Origin of the sequence: Sporosarcina sp. ACRSM (assembly GCF_022346545.1) — a bacterium.
In the GTDB taxonomy this organism is placed as follows: domain Bacteria; phylum Bacillota; class Bacilli; order Bacillales_A; family Planococcaceae; genus Sporosarcina.
This window is the reverse complement of record NZ_JAKRNU010000011.1, coordinates 71186-86654: the sequence shown is the minus strand read 5'-3', so window position 1 is coordinate 86654 and position 15469 is coordinate 71186. Positions and strand designations below refer to the sequence as shown.

At 42.8% G+C, this 15469-nt stretch carries 13 protein-coding genes; 11 read left to right on the top strand and 2 right to left on the bottom strand.

Annotated features, from left to right (window positions below; all coding sequences use genetic code 11):
- Window positions 1-14 precede the first annotated feature (14 nt).
- From MHZ95_RS16600 to MHZ95_RS16555, 10 genes are all read left to right on the top strand, one after another.
- Entirely contained in the window at window positions 15-971 is a 957-nt protein-coding gene (locus MHZ95_RS16600; protein WP_239391904.1) for a sugar kinase, read from the top strand.
- Window positions 972-1007: 36 nt separating this feature from the next.
- On the top strand, window positions 1008-1625 hold the full coding sequence (locus MHZ95_RS16595; RefSeq protein ID WP_239391903.1) for a bifunctional 2-keto-4-hydroxyglutarate aldolase/2-keto-3-deoxy-6-phosphogluconate aldolase: 618 nt from the start codon (window positions 1008-1010) through the stop codon (window positions 1623-1625).
- 14 nt (window positions 1626-1639) lie between these two features.
- A complete protein-coding gene (uxuA, locus tag MHZ95_RS16590; RefSeq protein WP_239391902.1) occupies window positions 1640-2713 on the top strand; it encodes a mannonate dehydratase in 1074 nt (357 codons plus the stop codon).
- Entirely contained in the window at window positions 2713-3549 is an 837-nt protein-coding gene (locus MHZ95_RS16585; RefSeq protein ID WP_239391901.1) for an SDR family oxidoreductase, read from the top strand. The genes uxuA and MHZ95_RS16585 overlap by 1 nt, the downstream gene beginning before the upstream one ends.
- 100 nt (window positions 3550-3649) lie before the next feature.
- Entirely contained in the window at window positions 3650-4651 is a 1002-nt protein-coding gene (locus MHZ95_RS16580; RefSeq protein ID WP_239391900.1) for a LacI family DNA-binding transcriptional regulator, read from the top strand.
- Between the two features lie 32 nt (window positions 4652-4683).
- Window positions 4684-5703, top strand: a complete 1020-nt coding sequence (locus tag MHZ95_RS16575; protein WP_239391899.1) for a zinc-binding alcohol dehydrogenase family protein — start codon at window positions 4684-4686, stop codon at window positions 5701-5703.
- A gap of 143 nt (window positions 5704-5846) precedes the next feature.
- Window positions 5847-7193, top strand: a complete 1347-nt coding sequence (locus MHZ95_RS16570) for a gluconate:H+ symporter (protein ID WP_239391898.1) — start codon at window positions 5847-5849, stop codon at window positions 7191-7193.
- Between the two features lie 110 nt (window positions 7194-7303).
- Window positions 7304-8875, top strand: a complete 1572-nt coding sequence (gene gntK, locus MHZ95_RS16565; protein WP_239391897.1) for a gluconokinase — start codon at window positions 7304-7306, stop codon at window positions 8873-8875.
- Complete coding sequence (gene gnd / locus MHZ95_RS16560; RefSeq protein ID WP_239391896.1) at window positions 8868-10271, top strand: decarboxylating NADP(+)-dependent phosphogluconate dehydrogenase; 1404 nt, start codon at window positions 8868-8870, stop codon at window positions 10269-10271. Before gntK ends, gnd begins: the two co-directional genes overlap by 8 nt.
- 133 nt (window positions 10272-10404) lie before the next feature.
- Window positions 10405-11469: an LLM class flavin-dependent oxidoreductase gene (locus tag MHZ95_RS16555; protein WP_239391895.1), complete on the top strand. Its 1065-nt coding sequence runs from the start codon at window positions 10405-10407 to the stop codon at window positions 11467-11469.
- A 102-nt stretch (window positions 11470-11571) separates the two neighbouring features.
- Here MHZ95_RS16555 and MHZ95_RS16550 read toward each other — a convergent pair whose 3' ends face one another.
- Complete coding sequence (locus MHZ95_RS16550) at window positions 11572-13185, bottom strand: S-layer homology domain-containing protein (RefSeq protein WP_239391894.1); 1614 nt, start codon at window positions 13183-13185, stop codon at window positions 11572-11574.
- 184 nt (window positions 13186-13369) lie between these two features.
- Window positions 13370-13828: an RNA-binding domain-containing protein gene (locus MHZ95_RS16545; protein WP_239391893.1), complete on the bottom strand. Its 459-nt coding sequence runs from the start codon at window positions 13826-13828 to the stop codon at window positions 13370-13372.
- 258 nt (window positions 13829-14086) lie between these two features.
- On the opposite strand from MHZ95_RS16545, the gene MHZ95_RS16540 reads away from it, so the two are divergent.
- The gene (locus MHZ95_RS16540; protein WP_239391892.1) at window positions 14087-15064 is read left to right on the top strand and encodes a 2-hydroxyacid dehydrogenase; all 978 of its coding nucleotides are present in this window, start codon (window positions 14087-14089) and stop codon (window positions 15062-15064) included.
- The last annotated feature ends 405 nt before the right edge of the window (window positions 15065-15469 follow it).

The window sequence follows — 15469 nt, the reverse complement described above, 5'->3', positions numbered from 1 at the left end:
AAGGAGGAAATAAGTTGTCACCACAATTTGCTGTCTTAACAATCGGTGATGGTCTTATTACGTTGAATCCACACGAAAACGGCCCACTTCGATTTGTATCTGGCTTTTCCCGTAAAGTGGGAGGGGCGGAACTGAATTTTGCGATTGGATGCGCACGCTTAGGGCTTCAATCGAAATGGGTGAGCCGATTAGGAAATGACGAGTTTGGCCGTGTTATCTATAACTTTGCACGCGGAGAAGGCATCGATGTGTCGAATGTCGAGTTTGTAGAAGGGTATCCCACTTCACTGAACTTTAAAGAAATTCGGGAAGATGGTTCCGGGAAGACATTTTATTATCGCCAGCAATCTCCAATTCTTACATTGAAACCGGAAGATATGACAAAAGAGTTGCTTGAAGGCATTAATATGCTTCATCTTTCAGGTGTTTTCCTATCGATAGATCCAGGGAATAGAAAGATTATTGAACGTGTGCTGAAACTGGCGAAGGAAATGGGCATTCCTGTTTCGTTCGATCCGAATCTGCGGTTGAAGATGTGGACCATCGAAGAAGCGAGAACCACATTTGAAGAAGTTTTTCCTTATGTCGATATTTTACTGACAGGTCTGGATGAGATTGAACTGATTTTAGGGGAATCATCGGAAGAGGCGTTAGTGGAATGCGCGGAGCGTTTTAATATTGGTCAGTTTGTTATAAAAGACGGTGCCAATGGAGCGAGGGCGTATATAGACGGCAACTGGTACGAAAAAGAGGCGTTTGTCGTCAAACCGATTGATACCGTTGGGGCAGGTGACGGGTTTGATGCCGGGTATATTTATGCCTATTTGAACGGTTATTTACCGGAAGAAAGATTAGAGTTGGCCAACGGAGTGGGCGCTTTGGTCACGACCGTTTCCGGAGACAATGAAGGTCTGCCTTATTTGGATGAGGTATTGCCTTTTATCCATAAAGAAATCGTCATTGAAAGATGAACCTGTTTACCAGTTGAAATCGGAGGAGATCGGATCATGTCGAAGTATGTTGTGCATGCACAAATAGAAAAGTCCAAAGTCGTAGCGGTCATTCGTGGTCGCGATGCGGAAGAAGCCATTCAACTGTCCAAGGCAGCGGTGGATGGAGGCATCCATGTCATTGAATTGACTTATACAACACCAGGCATTCAAAAGGTGTTTGAAGAACTTCAACAGACAGACGCTCTTTTGGGGGCCGGAAGTGTCCTTGATGCGGAAACAGCAAGGCATGCCATTCTGGCCGGTGCAAAGTTTGTCGTCAGTCCACATTTTAATGCGGATACGGCACGTATTTGCAATCGATACGGCATTCCTTATTTTCCAGGATGTATGACTATCCGTGAAATGGTGGAAGCGCTTGAAGCGGGTTGTGATGTACTGAAACTGTTCCCGGCAAATAACTTTACACCTTCTTTCATCGGATCGGTGAACGGACCATTGCCGCAAGTGAGCATTATGCCGACAGGTGGCATCAATTTGGATAATATCAATGAGTGGCTAGCTGCAGGAGCAGTAGCTGTTGGAATTGGTAGCGATTTGAATAAGGCATTCAAATCCGGTGGTTATGATGCAGTCGTAGAGTTGGCTCGACAATATATGAACAAAATTTCATGAAGAGGAGTGGCATGATGAATATCACATTTCGTTGGTACGGTAAGGATAATGATACGGTCACACTTGAACAAGTGAAACAGATTCCAGGTACAAAAGGCATTGTTTGGGCTTTACATCAGAAGCCGGTCGGTGAAGTTTGGGAGAAAGAAGAAATTAAAAAGGAAATCGATTATATTCAATCATTCGGCTTCCATACGGATGTCGTTGAAAGTGTGAACGTCCATGAATCAATCAAATTGGGCAACGAAGACCGTTACCGGTATATCGAAAATTACAAAGAGACAATCCGCAATTTAGCCGAATTTGGCGTAAAAGTCATCTGTTATAATTTCATGCCGATTTTTGACTGGACGCGTACAGAAATGTTCCATCCACTTGAAGATGGCTCAACGGCCCTATTTTTTGAAAAAGCGAAAGTACATGGACTCGATCCACAAGAGTTGATCCGAACAGTTAGTGAAGCATCCGATCTGACGTTGCCTGGCTGGGAACCAGAGAAAATGGAACGCATCACAGAACTGTTTGAAGCGTATAAAGAAGTCGACGAAGAACAATTATGGACGAATCTAGAGGTGTTTTTGAAGGAAATCCTCCCGGTGGCAGAAGCTTGCGGCATTAAAATGGCGATCCATCCGGATGATCCGCCTTGGTCTATCTTTGGTCTTCCACGCATTATTACGGGCGAAGAAAGTTATGAAAGACTCATTGCCATTTCTGACTCACCTTCCAATGCATTTACGATGTGCACAGGTTCGATGGGTGCTAATCCAAATAATGATATGGTCCAAGTAGCAAGGAAATACGCTTCCCGCGCACCATTTTCACATATCCGTAATGTGAGAATCTACGATAATGGGGATTTTGTGGAAACATCGCATTATACACAAGATGGTTCTATCGATATTAAAGGTGTTGTCGAGGAATTGCATCGTCAAAATTATGATGGATATGTCAGACCGGACCATGGCCGTCATCTCTGGGGAGAAGTGTGCCGTCCAGGTTACGGATTATACGATCGGGCGTTAGGGATCATGTATTTACTCGGATTATGGGATGGCTATGAGACGAAGAAAAAGGATAGTGCTTAATGATACCGATCCATGAAAACTTAAAAGAACGTGTTGCCGTCATAACGGGTGGAAGTGGTGTACTCTGTTCTGCAATGGCGCATGAACTGGCACGCCAAGGCGTCAAAGTGGCGATCTTAAACAGAACCGCCGAAAAAGGGCAACAAATTGTCCAGCAAATTCAAGAAGACGGAGGGACAGCAATCGCTATCACCACCGACGTCTTGGACAGGGGATCCTTAGAGCGGGCGAGAAATGAAATTGTTGCGCAATTCGGACGCATAGATGTACTCATCAATGGCGCGGGAGGAAATCATCCAGATGCCATTACGGACCCTGAAGTTTTTGGCGAACAGGAAACGACAAAATCATTTTTCGATTTGGACGAAAACGGATTTGAAAATGTGTTTTCAACGAATTTCACAGGCACTTTTTTAGCAACGCAAGTATTCGGAAAAGAATTGCTGAAGGCTGAAGCACCAAATATTATTAATTTGTCTTCCATGAGCTCGTACACGCCGTTGACAAAAGTGCCGGCTTATAGTGCAGCCAAAGCAGCCATCAATAATTTCACGATGTGGATGGCAGTTCATTTTGCGGAGACTGGATTACGAGTGAACGCGATTGCACCTGGATTCTTCCTGACCACACAAAATCGGGATTTGCTTTTGGATCAAGAAGGAAACTTAACGCCGCGTTCAAACAAGATCATTACGGCTACACCGATGAAACGATTCGGAAAACCGGAAGATTTGCTCGGTACTTTGCTTTTCCTCATCGACGAAACGTGTTCGGGCTTTGTGACAGGGACAACGATTCCCGTAGATGGAGGGTTCATGGCTTATTCGGGTGTATGAATCCCGATTAGTTGGAATTTCGCTTTTTTCCCTATCAAACTGGTGAAGAATGTCTCTCTTGATTATGATAGGGAAAGAAGTTGAAATGGAGATGAATCGTATGAAAAAAATAACAATCGGCGATGTAGCCAAGCATGCGAATGTATCTAAAAGTACTGTTTCCCAGTATTTGAATAAAAGATATGAATATATGAGTGAGCGGACACGTGAACGGGTTGCAGCATCGATAGAAGAATTGGATTACCGACCGAATATCGTCGCCCGAAGCTTAAAGCAAAAATCGACCTTTACAATTGGCGTGATTGTGGCCAATATTTTACACTCATTTTCGACTCAGATCATTCGTGCGATTGAAAATAAGTTCCATGAACAAGGGTTTCATATCATTGTTTGTAACGCGGATGACGAACCAGATAAGGAAAAAGACTATATTGAAATGCTGATGGCAAAACAGGTGGATGGCATTATCATTTTTCCAACGGGAGGTAATGTCAGCCTGTACGAACAGATGAAGAAATCTGCATTTCCAATTGTGTTCATGGACCGGACAATTGAAGATATCGCAATTGAAACTGTCGTGCTCGATAATGACCGGGCTGCGCAACTGGCTATCGACCAGTTTGTGGAAAACGGTTACAGAAAGATTGCCATTGTCACAACGTCAATCATCAGAAATATCAGTCCGCGATTAGAGCGAATTCAAGGCTACAAAAATGCATTGGAACGTCATCAAATACAGGTCAATCCGGCGTATATCAAAACTGCAGAACCCGATATGCTCTATCAATCACTGGAAGAGCTTTTCGTAAGTGAAGAGCCACCTCAAGCTATTTTGGCAGCAAATGATATTGTGCTGATGGAAGTGTTGAAGTATATCAAAAAACACGATATGAAAATTCCGGAAGACATCGCGGTTATAGGGATTGACGAAGTTCCATTTGCCAGCTTTTATACGCCTTCACTGACAACGATTTCACAACCGACGATTGAAATGGCTCATTTGGCTGTTAAATTACTGACCAATCAAATTAACAAAGAAGAAACGGGGAAGCCGAGCGTATACCGGTTACAGCCGACATTGATCCAAAGAGGATCCTGTTAAAAGAAAAGTGCCTGAGAGGGGATAGAGGTAAAATGAAAGTTGTTCAAGTAAGGAAAGCGTACGATCTCGTCATCAATGAAGTCGAACAACCGCAACTTGTTTCTGCAACGGATGTGCTCGTGAAAACGAAACGGATAGGTATTTGTGGGTCAGATATGCATATCTATCATGGAACGAATCCTCTTGCGACATTGCCACGTGTTGTAGGACATGAAGTAACAGGAGAAGTGGTGGAGATTGGATCTGGCGTTACGAGACTTAAAGTCGGGGACCATGTCGTCGTGGAACCAATTAGTTACTGCGGCGAATGTTATGCTTGTCGCAAAGGACGTCCGAATGTCTGTGAAAAACTATCTGTATTCGGTGTACATGAGGATGGTGGAATGAGGGAATATTTCGTTCTCCCTGAAAAGCAACTCTATGCAGTCGATGCGACGCTTGATTGGAATGAAGCTGTTATGGCGGAACCTTACACGATTGGCGCGCAGGCGACTTGGAGAGGTCAGGTCGAGCAAGGCGATACCGTTCTTATTCAAGGAGCCGGACCAATCGGAATCTGTATTTTGAAATTTGCCAAACTCCAAGGTGCTTCCGTCATGATGACTGATTTAAGCGAAGAACGATTGGCATTTGCACGTGAAAATGGAGCGGATGTGACTGTTCAAGCAGGGGTAGAGAATGTACAAGAGAGAGTGAAAGAGTGGACGCAAGGCGAAGGGGCTAATGTCGTGATTGACGCGGTCTGTCTACCGTCGACTTTCGAACTGGGAATTGAAGTTGTTTCCCCGGCTGGAACGGTTGTTGTACTTGGATTTGATGAAAGGCCTGCTCAAATTCCACAGTTACTTATTACAAAAAAAGAAATAACCATTGCTGGATCAAGATTGCAAACGAACCAAATGCCAAAAGTTGTGGAATTGTTGAACGCGGGGAGAATCCGTCATGAAGGATTGATAACGCATACATTTGCACTTGAAGATGTGCAAGAAGCATTCACTTTTGTTGAAAACAATCCAGATAAAGTTCGAAAAGCTGTTATCGTATTCGACTGAGGGGATCTACAACAATTTGGATTCTACACGGGTGTATGATCATTCCGTTTTAAGCCAGTCTTTCTTTGAGATAAGCGACTAAATTATAACAAAAACTGTAGGGGACTATTAAAAAATTCACTAGTTTAGAGGGGGAGAAAGTTGTGCCATTAGTGATTGTCGCTTTGGGGATTATTGTTCTACTCATTTTAATTATGAAATTTAATGTAAATACATTTATTTCATTAGTGGTTGTGTCATTCTTAATCGCTTTAGCTTTAGGTATGCCGATCAATGAAATTGTAAAATCAATTGAAAGTGGTATGGGTGGAACGTTAGGTAGTATCTCGTTAGTTTTTGGATTGGGGGCAATCCTTGGTAAACTCATTGCCGATTCAGGTGGTGCCCAACGAATTGCGATGACGTTAATTGATAAATTTGGCTTGAAGTATATTCAGTGGGCTGTAGTGGTGGCTTCCTTTATTCTTGGAATCGCCTTGTTCTTTGAAGTAGGTCTTGTCTTATTAATTCCAATCGTCTATCAAATTGCTAAACAAATTAAAGTATCCTTCTTACATTTAGGTCTTCCAATGGCGGCTGCGTTGTCTGTTACGCATGGCTTTTTACCGCCACATCCTGGTCCGACTGTAATTGCCAATGAATTCGGTGCAAATGTAGGTTTGGTTTTACTTTATGGATTTATTGTCGCTATTCCAACTGTCATTATTGCAGGTCCGGTATTTACGAAATTTGCGAGAAAATTTGCACCAAAGGCTTTTGATAAAGAAAGTACTAGCGGTAGTATCGCTTCGATCGGCGAGACAAAACAATTTAAATTGGAAGATACACCGGGGTTTGGGATCAGTGCATTCACAGCATTATTCCCGGTACTCTTAATGGCATTTTCAACGATCATTAAATTGGTTGATGACGGATCGGGAAGTGTATTTTTCGATGTAGTAACCATGATTGGGGCACCGACTACAGTTATGCTACTATCTGTGTTGCTAGCAATTTATACAATGGGAATCGCACGGAAGATTCCGATGAAACAGCTGATGGAGTCTGCGGAAAGTGCGGTTCGAGCAATCGGTATGATGTTACTGATTTTGGGTGCCGGAGGAGCGCTGAAGCAAGTCTTGATCAACGGAGGAGTGGGTGATTATGTCGCTGCCATTTTCGAAGGTAGTTCAATTTCACCGCTAGTTTTGACTTGGCTGATTGCTGCGGTCATACGGATTGCGCAAGGTTCCGCAACAGTTGCCGCACTAACAACAGCTGGACTCGTCATTCCGATGATGGCGGGTACAGATGTCAATTTTGAACTGATGGTATTAGCAACAGGCGCAGGTAGTATCATAGCATCGCACGTGAATGATACTGGTTTCTGGATTGTTAAAGAGTCCTTCGGCTTAACGATGAAAGAAACATTTGCAACTTGGACAGTACTTGAAACGATCATATCAGTGGCTGGACTTGGTTTCGTATTAATTCTAAGCCTCTTCGTTTAATTAGCATAAAAGGATGACCTGTAGAAAGTAAAATATCTGCAGGTCTTTTTATGTAGACATCTAGAATTATGTGTACAATAAATACGTATGAAAGGATGGGAGTAACAAAGATGACAAACTATATGTTAGGTGTAGATATTGGCACGACAAGTACGAAAGCAGTTTTGTTTTCTGAACAAGGTGAAATTATCCGGCAAGAGAATATCGGTTATCCGCTTCATACGCCAGATCCTTCTACAGCGGAACAGAACCCAGAGGAAATATATCAAGCTGTATTACAAGCCGTTTCTGCTATTATGAACCACTCCCAAATCGCACCGGAAGAGCTATTGTTCATTTCTTTTAGTAGTGCGATGCATAGCGTCATTGCGATGGATGAAAATGATCATCCGTTAACACCATGTATTACTTGGGCAGACAATCGGAGTGAAGCTTGGACGCGTAAAATAAAGGAAGAGTTGAATGGTCATGAAGTGTACAAACGAACGGGAACACCGCTCCATCCGATGTCCCCATTAAGCAAAATTGCTTGGATCGTACATGACCGGTCTGAAATTGCGATAAAGACAAGAAAATATATTGGTATTAAAGAATATATCTTTAAAAAGTTCTTTGACCGATATGTTGTGGACTATTCCTTGGCCTCCGCAATGGGCATGATGAATTTGAAAGAACTGGATTGGGATGAGGAAGCATTGGCAATCGCGGGCGTTACGCGGGAGCAATTATCTGAACTTGTGCCGACAACCGAGTTGTTTACAAATTGTGATCCGGGAATTGCCAAAAAGCTCGGTATTCATGCACAAACTCCATTTGTCATTGGCGCGAGCGATGGCGTGCTTTCGAATATAGGGGTGAATGCGATTGGTAAGGGAGAAGTAGCCGTAACGATTGGTACGAGCGGCGCCATAAGGACAGTCATTGATCGGCCTCAAACAGATGAAAAAGGACGAATATTTTGCTATGCATTAACTGAAAAACATTGGGTGATTGGTGGACCTGTAAACAATGGTGGAATGGTCCTTCGTTGGATTCGGGATGAATTTGCATCAGCAGAAGTGGAAACAGCGAAAAGATTGGGTATAGATCCTTATGAAGTTTTAACAAAGATTGCTGAACGTGTTAGACCGGGATCAGATGGCTTGTTATTTCATCCTTATCTAGCAGGTGAACGCGCTCCTTTATGGAATCCGGATGTTCGTGGAACGTTTTTTGGTTTAACGCTATCGCATAAGAAAGAGCATATGATTCGAGCAGCTCTTGAAGGTGTAATTTACAATCTTTACACAGTGTTTTTGGCTTTATTAGAAGTGATGGATGAACCTGTAACTCGCATTCAAGCAACAGGAGGGTTCGCAAGGTCCGCCATATGGCGCCAAATGATGGCAGATATCTTCGATTTGGAAGTGACTGTTCCAGAAAGTTATGAAAGCTCATGTCTGGGCGCTTGTATCTTGGGGTTATTTGCTATTGGAAAAGTCGAATCATTTGATGTGGTGTCGGACATGATAGGCAGTACGTATAAACACACACCTGTAGAGTCCGCTGTGGAGGAGTATGTAAAACTGCTACCGATATTCATCAATGTGTCTAGAGTTTTGGGGCATGAATATGAAAGTATCGCTACCTATCAAAGAAGCTTAACACAATACAAGCAAAAGGGGGACAAAAACTATGAGTAATACGATTGGGGTTATAGGGCTAGGGGTAATGGGCAGTAGCATTGCATTAAATATGGCAAGTAAAGGTGAAAAAGTAGCAGTCTATAATTACACAAGAGATTTAACAGATTTACTTTTACAAAAAAGTGAAGACAAACAGATTACTCCCTATTATGAGATACAACAGTTTGTACAGTCTTTACAGTCACCGAGAAAAATTTTTCTTATGGTGACAGCTGGCGAAGTTGTCGATACAGTGATTCATTCACTACTCCCTTATCTTGAGCAAGGGGACATCATCATGGATGGCGGCAATTCCAATTACAAAGACACTGCACGGAGATTTGACGAACTGAAGTCCAAAGGAATCGATTATTTAGGAATTGGCGTTTCAGGCGGGGAAGAAGGCGCTTTAAAGGGTCCGTCAATTATGCCGGGCGGTGATAAAGAAGTGTATGCAAAAGTGGCACCTATTTTAACAAAAATAGCCGCTCAAGTTGAAGGGGATCCTTGCTGTGTTTATATCGGTCCGAAAGGTGCAGGTCATTTTGTGAAAATGGTGCACAATGGGATCGAGTACGCAGATATGCAGTTGATTGCGGAAGCATATACTTTTCTAAGAACGCGATTACAGCTTCCTTTGGATGAAATTGCGGATATTTTTGAAACGTGGAATCAGGGAGAATTGAAAAGTTATTTAATTGAAATCACTGCTGATATATTAAGAAAGCAGGATGATAAAACTGGATTGCCACTTATCGATGTAATCCTCGATCAAACAGGTCAAAATGGTACCGGCAAGTGGACGAGCATCCAAGCAATCGACAATGGTGTCCCAGTGTCTATTATTACGGAATCGTTATTTGCACGTTACCTCTCCCATTTAAAAGGAGAACGGGTCCATGCGGCAAGTATATTAACAGGACCAGTAGGTAAGGGTGAAGAGTTAGATCAAGACATATGGATTGAAACTGTAAGGCAAGCCTTATATATGGGGAAAATTTGTGCATACGCACAAGGGTTTACTCAATATAAAAAGACTTCAGAACTGAATGATTGGGATTTGCCATTAAAAGACATCGCTCTTATATTCCGCGGTGGTTGTATCATACGGGCAGAATTTCTAAACACGATTAGTGAAGCTTATGATGGACAAGCAAACATTGCGAATTTGTTGGTTGCACCTTATTTTGTAGAAAAAGCGAATGAATACCAGAGCAGTTTAAGAAAAGTTGTAGTCGAAAGTGTGATATCTGGTATGTCGTTTCCAGCCATGAGTGCATCACTTACGTATTATGATAGTTACCGTACAGCCGAATCCAGTGCGAACCTATTGCAAGCACAGCGTGACTATTTTGGTGCGCATACGTATGAACGTACAGATATGGAAGGAACGTTCCATACGAATTGGAAGTAAAGGATAAGGCGCTATTCTTTACGCGACCAGAGATGGTTGGACAGTATGGGACCTAGTTCCTATACAAGCCATTTTGCTTCAATTATACTTTGAATTAGTTAGCGTAATGATCGTAATTGAGGAGGCAATCATAATGGAAATTGGCGTAACAACGTTTGTTGAAACGACACCGGATGTCGAAACAGGGAAAGTGACGAGCCATGCGGAACGGATACGGGAAGTGGTGGAGGAAATCGTCTTAGCGGATCAGGTTGGATTGGACGTATTTGGAGTAGGTGAGCATCATCGTGCGGATTATGCTTGTTCTTCACCGGCTGTTTTGCTTGCTGCGGCAGCGGCACAGACGAAACAGATTAAACTGACGAGTGCTGTATCTGTCCTTTCATCAGATGATCCGGTCCGTTTGTATCAACAATTTGCAACAGTCGATGCTATTTCGAATGGGCGTGCAGAAATCATGGCTGGGCGTGGTTCATTTATCGAATCGTTTCCCCTTTTCGGTTATGACTTACAAGATTATGATGAATTATTTGATGAGAAATTGGAGTTATTACTGAAAATTAACGAATCGGAAAAAGTGACATGGAATGGAAATCACCGTCCTTCCATTCCTAATCTCGGTGTTTATCCTCGACCGGATCATGACCGTTTACCGATTTGGATTGCCAGCGGCGGCACCCCACAATCCGCTGTACGTGCAGGGATTCTTGGCTTGCCACTCGTGCTTGCAATTATCGGAGGGAGTCCGCTGCAGTTTGCACGGGTCGTCGAGTTATATAAGCAAGCCGCAAAACAGGCGGGTCATGACGTTTCAAAACTGAAGGTTGCTTCCCATTCGCACGGTTTCGTAGGGGAAACAACTGCCGAGGCAAAAGACAAGTTTTTCCCATCCACCGCACAAGCGATGAATGTGTTAGGGAGAGAACGTGGTTGGGGACCTTATACGCGTAACACTTTCGAGGCGGCCAGCAGTTTGGAAGGCGCTTTGTATGTCGGTGATGCGGAAACTGTCGCGGAAAAAATTATCTTCCTGCGTAAAAATGTCGGTGTTGAACGTTTCATGCTCCACGTACCTGTCGGTTCCATGCCGCATGATGAAGTGTTGCGGGCGATTGAACTGTTAGGAACAGAAGTGGCGCCGATTGTAAAAGCGGAAATCGGGCGTTGGGAGGAAGAAACGGAAAATACACGAGGTTAAAAAGTACGTTTTTGTAATGAAAAAAGCCCTTCGACCGAAAATCGAAGGGCTTTTAGGATATGGCTCACTAAGCTGACAGAATGGAATGAGTGACTCAGACGGTCACTTTATTTCCAATTCTGGATTGATGGCTTCAAGCTCATCTTCATACTCAATTTCAAACAGTTTTTCAAGCTCATCCGATGTAATGACATCCGCAGCATTCGGAATGCCTATTGCGAATGGTACATTCCCGTTGATGTTAGATTTTGATTGAGTTGACGAGATTTTAATGCCGAACGTTTCCTCATCTACTGTAATATCGAGATCCAGATTCATCAAATCATAGGCGATGAAGTCATTTTGATCGATGACGACATATTGTTCAAACGTATTGATTGATACTACCTGATTGATTTGTTGAACAATTTCCTCGATGTTAGCGCTGATTTCTTTAATGCCTTCTTGAGCTGCTTGAATGTCTTCAATAGTTAATCCAAGTGCGTCCATATATTGAGGGTCTTGGACCAATTCAAAGAACTGTGGTAAAAAGCCTGTCATTAATCGTTCAACAAATGGCTGTAAACTCTCATTTGTTAATTCAAATTTAACAACCTGTTTGACATCGATCTCATTAGGTACTGTAAGTGCGTCACTTTCAACAGCGTTGTAAAAGTCATCTGCAAACTGATCTACGAATAATTGATTGATTGCGAGTGCAAGTTCCGTTTGCAAATCGATATCCAACGAACCGGCTGGTTGACCTTCAAGTTCTTGTAATTCCTTCAAGTCAAACTCAATATACTTTCCAACCAATTCCTCAGGTAGAGGAGCAAGTGGTGTGTTTGGAAGTTTAAACCACATCGTATCTTCCGTCATCACAATCGGCATACTGATCGTTGTTTGCATATCACCTGAAAGTGTAAGCGCGACATTTGCTTCCAACATCATAGGATCTTTTTGATATGCTCCAGTAACGTCAATCTTGATATCTTTTAGCATATCCATAATCATACCAGTTTCTGGTGAGTTTAATGTTTCTGGTAGCGTAAGGCCGAACTTGACATTTCCATCGAACTCATAAGCGTCAATCGTTTGCTCATTTGCATAAGCTTTTTTCAACAACGCGGAAACAGATGGACGTTGATCGATCGAACGTGACAGAAATGTAACGAATTGTGCCCGTGTCGTCGGCTGACCTGGTTTAAATGTTTGGTCTTGATAACCTGTCGTTACTTGATTGGCAAAAATTGCATCAATGGCAGCGTAGGCAGAATGTTCTTTAGGAACATCTTTAAATGCTGCAGTTTTGTTGCCTTTTAATTCAAAAGCATTTGTTAAGATTGTCGCCATTTGCGCGCGGGTAAGTGGATCATTCGGTTTGAAGTTCCCGTTATTACCCTGCATAATCCCTGCATTTGTAATGGCTGCAATGGCGTTATACGAAGAATAGCTTTTCTTAATATCCTTATAATCGATTGGCGGTAAGTTTTCCGTTTCTAATTGAAGAACCCTTGTTAGAATACTTGCAGCTTGCGCGCGAGTAATGTGTTGATTGGGACGAAATGTCCCATCTTCATAGCCGCGGATTACACCTTTATCAGTAAACTGATAAATTTGTTCTGCTGCCCAGAAATCTTGAGATACATCTTTAAACTTTGTTGCAGCATCTGCTTTCGTGGGAATTAGTAAAGCGAATAGGATAAAAATAGATGCTAATACTTTAACGAATCTCATGCTTTTCCTCCTCAGTTTCTTTCTCTCACACGCTAGTAGTTTTTCGTTTTCAACTAGCATACGAGTTAGAAAAATATAGTTGTCTACGAGGATTATAGCATTGTTTGGAAAAATATGAAATAAACGATAGTACCAGATTGCACATAAATGAATGTTCCGTTTGAATTAATGAATATTCAGAATACTAGTACTTATTTCCCTTGATAATCTTATACGGTAGGCACTCTTTTCCTTTCCGGATGGTAGCAGAACCGTCAGTCGTCGTATAAGGCGGTGTTTCAGGAAAAATATTCATGACTAATAGCCTGATCGAATAATCGTTATAAAAGATTTCTTCAAATGAAGGGATCAAGGTAGGGGCTGTATTTTCGGCTATCCTTTGTTTTAATTCAGGGATGTCCACATCGAATGGAACTCCTTTTAACACATTTGCTAACCCTTGTATTCGATCGGCTACACCAAAAACTACACTACCTCCACCGCCATTTGCCATGCAAACTGCATACCGGATCATCTTTTTCACATTTTCTTCCCTACATCTATCATTCCATTGCTTGAAATCCAAATCTTGTGCCTCGAAATCATCGGCAATATGATCTTCCAACTGGCGGATGATCTCCATAATTTCACTTTTGCTTTTCAATTGCTTAACCTCCTTTCCGCGCTAAACTCATCTATTTCATACGAGTGTACTGACAACTACGGCAATAGAAAATAAAGCTTCTAGCCTGTAAGACTTAACAGATTGGATAGAACGACTTGTTCTATTTATATGTGAGCGGAATTGTTACAGTACCATTCCTGTCCCTATCCGATGACTCAATCTGCGTGAGGGGATGGCAGACTTTATGAAATAGTGCATAATAGAGAGAGTATTCGCGGAAAGGGAAGTGAAGAGAAAATGAAACCCAAAATCTATGTAACGTATCCGATACAAGCCGAGGTGGAGGCGTTTTTGCGTGAGCATTGCGATATCCGTCAATGGCAAGGCGATGGACGGGTGCCGAGAGAAACGCTATTAAACGAAGTTGCTAATATAGAAGGATTATATACAGGGGGCAGTACGATCGTCGGTCGAATCGATGAGGAGCTACTTGCGCGTGCGCCACAGTTAAAAGTCGTGAGCAATGTATCGGTCGGCTATAATAATTTTGACGTGGAAGCGATGGAAAAACATCAAGTCATTGGAACGAATACACCTCATGTGTTGGATGAAACGGTTGCCGATTTGGCATTTGGTCTCATTTTATCTACTGCGAGACGTATGGTTGAATTGGATCGGTTTGTGAAAGAAGGAAAATGGGACCGGACGACAGATTACCGAGAGTTGTTTGGCAAAGATGTCAATGGAACGACGATCGGAATCATTGGAATGGGGAGAATCGGTGAAGCAATCGCAAGACGCGCAAAATTTGGTTTCAATATGGATGTCCTTTACTATAACCGGAATCGAAAACCGGAGGCAGAAGCGAAATACAGTGCAACGTATTGTGACTTGGAAACTCTATTAACGCAAGCAGATTATGTCGTGCTGATGACACCACTCACGCCTGAGACGTATCACTTAATCGGGGAAGAACAATTTAAATTGATGAAAAAATCAGCCGTTTTTGTTAATATATCCCGTGGCCAGACTGTGGATGAGGTAGCCCTTATTCGAGCTTTGGAAAATGGAGATATCCATGCGGCAGGATTGGACGTATTCGAGCAGGAACCGGTGGATCCACAGAATCCATTGCTCAGCATGCCGAATGTCGTCACGGTTCCGCATATCGGATCAGCGACAGCTCAAACGGAAATCGCCATGGCGATGCGGGCAGCGAAAAATCTCGTAGCAGTTCTAACGGGGAAAGCCCCGCTCGATCCTGTAGGAAAATAAGGACATACATATGCGGGGAGGCATCCTGTAGCAACAGGCTGAGGGAATGCTTAATTTATAGTTTATCTTCATTCAGCAGAAGACTCCCACCTCTATAGGTGGCGGGATGAATGCCGGTTTTGTTTCCTGTTCAGTGGGTGTCCAAACGCTCGCTGAAAGAATAATGGAGGGCAGTCTAAGTGCGCGACGTCCTGTCGCAACGACTGCATGACCTACATCCTGTAGGCCCGCGGATGTCACAGATTTTGAAAGGAGTTAATTGAGCTTTGCTCAATTCAAAATCTGGACGCAATTACGCCGAGGCGTAATTGATACACCAACAGCGTGTAGACAAAGCCGAAAATAACTTTGTCCACACGCTGTTGGTCTAGATATGCCGATACCTAGCCTGGGTACAATTTCAGC

What these genes read in the sequence shown, in the direction of transcription:
- uxuA (WP_239391902.1), top strand. Translation starts at nt 1,640, where the DNA reads ATGAATATCACATTTCGTTGGTACGGTAAGGATAATGATACGGTCACA.
- MHZ95_RS16575 (WP_239391899.1), top strand. Translation starts at nt 4,684, where the DNA reads ATGAAAGTTGTTCAAGTAAGGAAAGCGTACGATCTCGTCATCAATGAA.
- MHZ95_RS16555 (WP_239391895.1), top strand. Translation starts at nt 10,405, where the DNA reads ATGGAAATTGGCGTAACAACGTTTGTTGAAACGACACCGGATGTCGAA.
- gnd (WP_239391896.1), top strand. Translation starts at nt 8,868, where the DNA reads ATGAGTAATACGATTGGGGTTATAGGGCTAGGGGTAATGGGCAGTAGC.
- MHZ95_RS16595 (WP_239391903.1), top strand. Translation starts at nt 1,008, where the DNA reads ATGTCGAAGTATGTTGTGCATGCACAAATAGAAAAGTCCAAAGTCGTA.
- gntK (WP_239391897.1), top strand. Translation starts at nt 7,304, where the DNA reads ATGACAAACTATATGTTAGGTGTAGATATTGGCACGACAAGTACGAAA.
- MHZ95_RS16550 (WP_239391894.1), bottom strand. Translation starts at nt 13,185, where the DNA reads ATGAGATTCGTTAAAGTATTAGCATCTATTTTTATCCTATTCGCTTTA.
- MHZ95_RS16580 (WP_239391900.1), top strand. Translation starts at nt 3,650, where the DNA reads ATGAAAAAAATAACAATCGGCGATGTAGCCAAGCATGCGAATGTATCT.
- MHZ95_RS16585 (WP_239391901.1), top strand. Translation starts at nt 2,713, where the DNA reads ATGATACCGATCCATGAAAACTTAAAAGAACGTGTTGCCGTCATAACG.
- MHZ95_RS16540 (WP_239391892.1), top strand. Translation starts at nt 14,087, where the DNA reads ATGAAACCCAAAATCTATGTAACGTATCCGATACAAGCCGAGGTGGAG.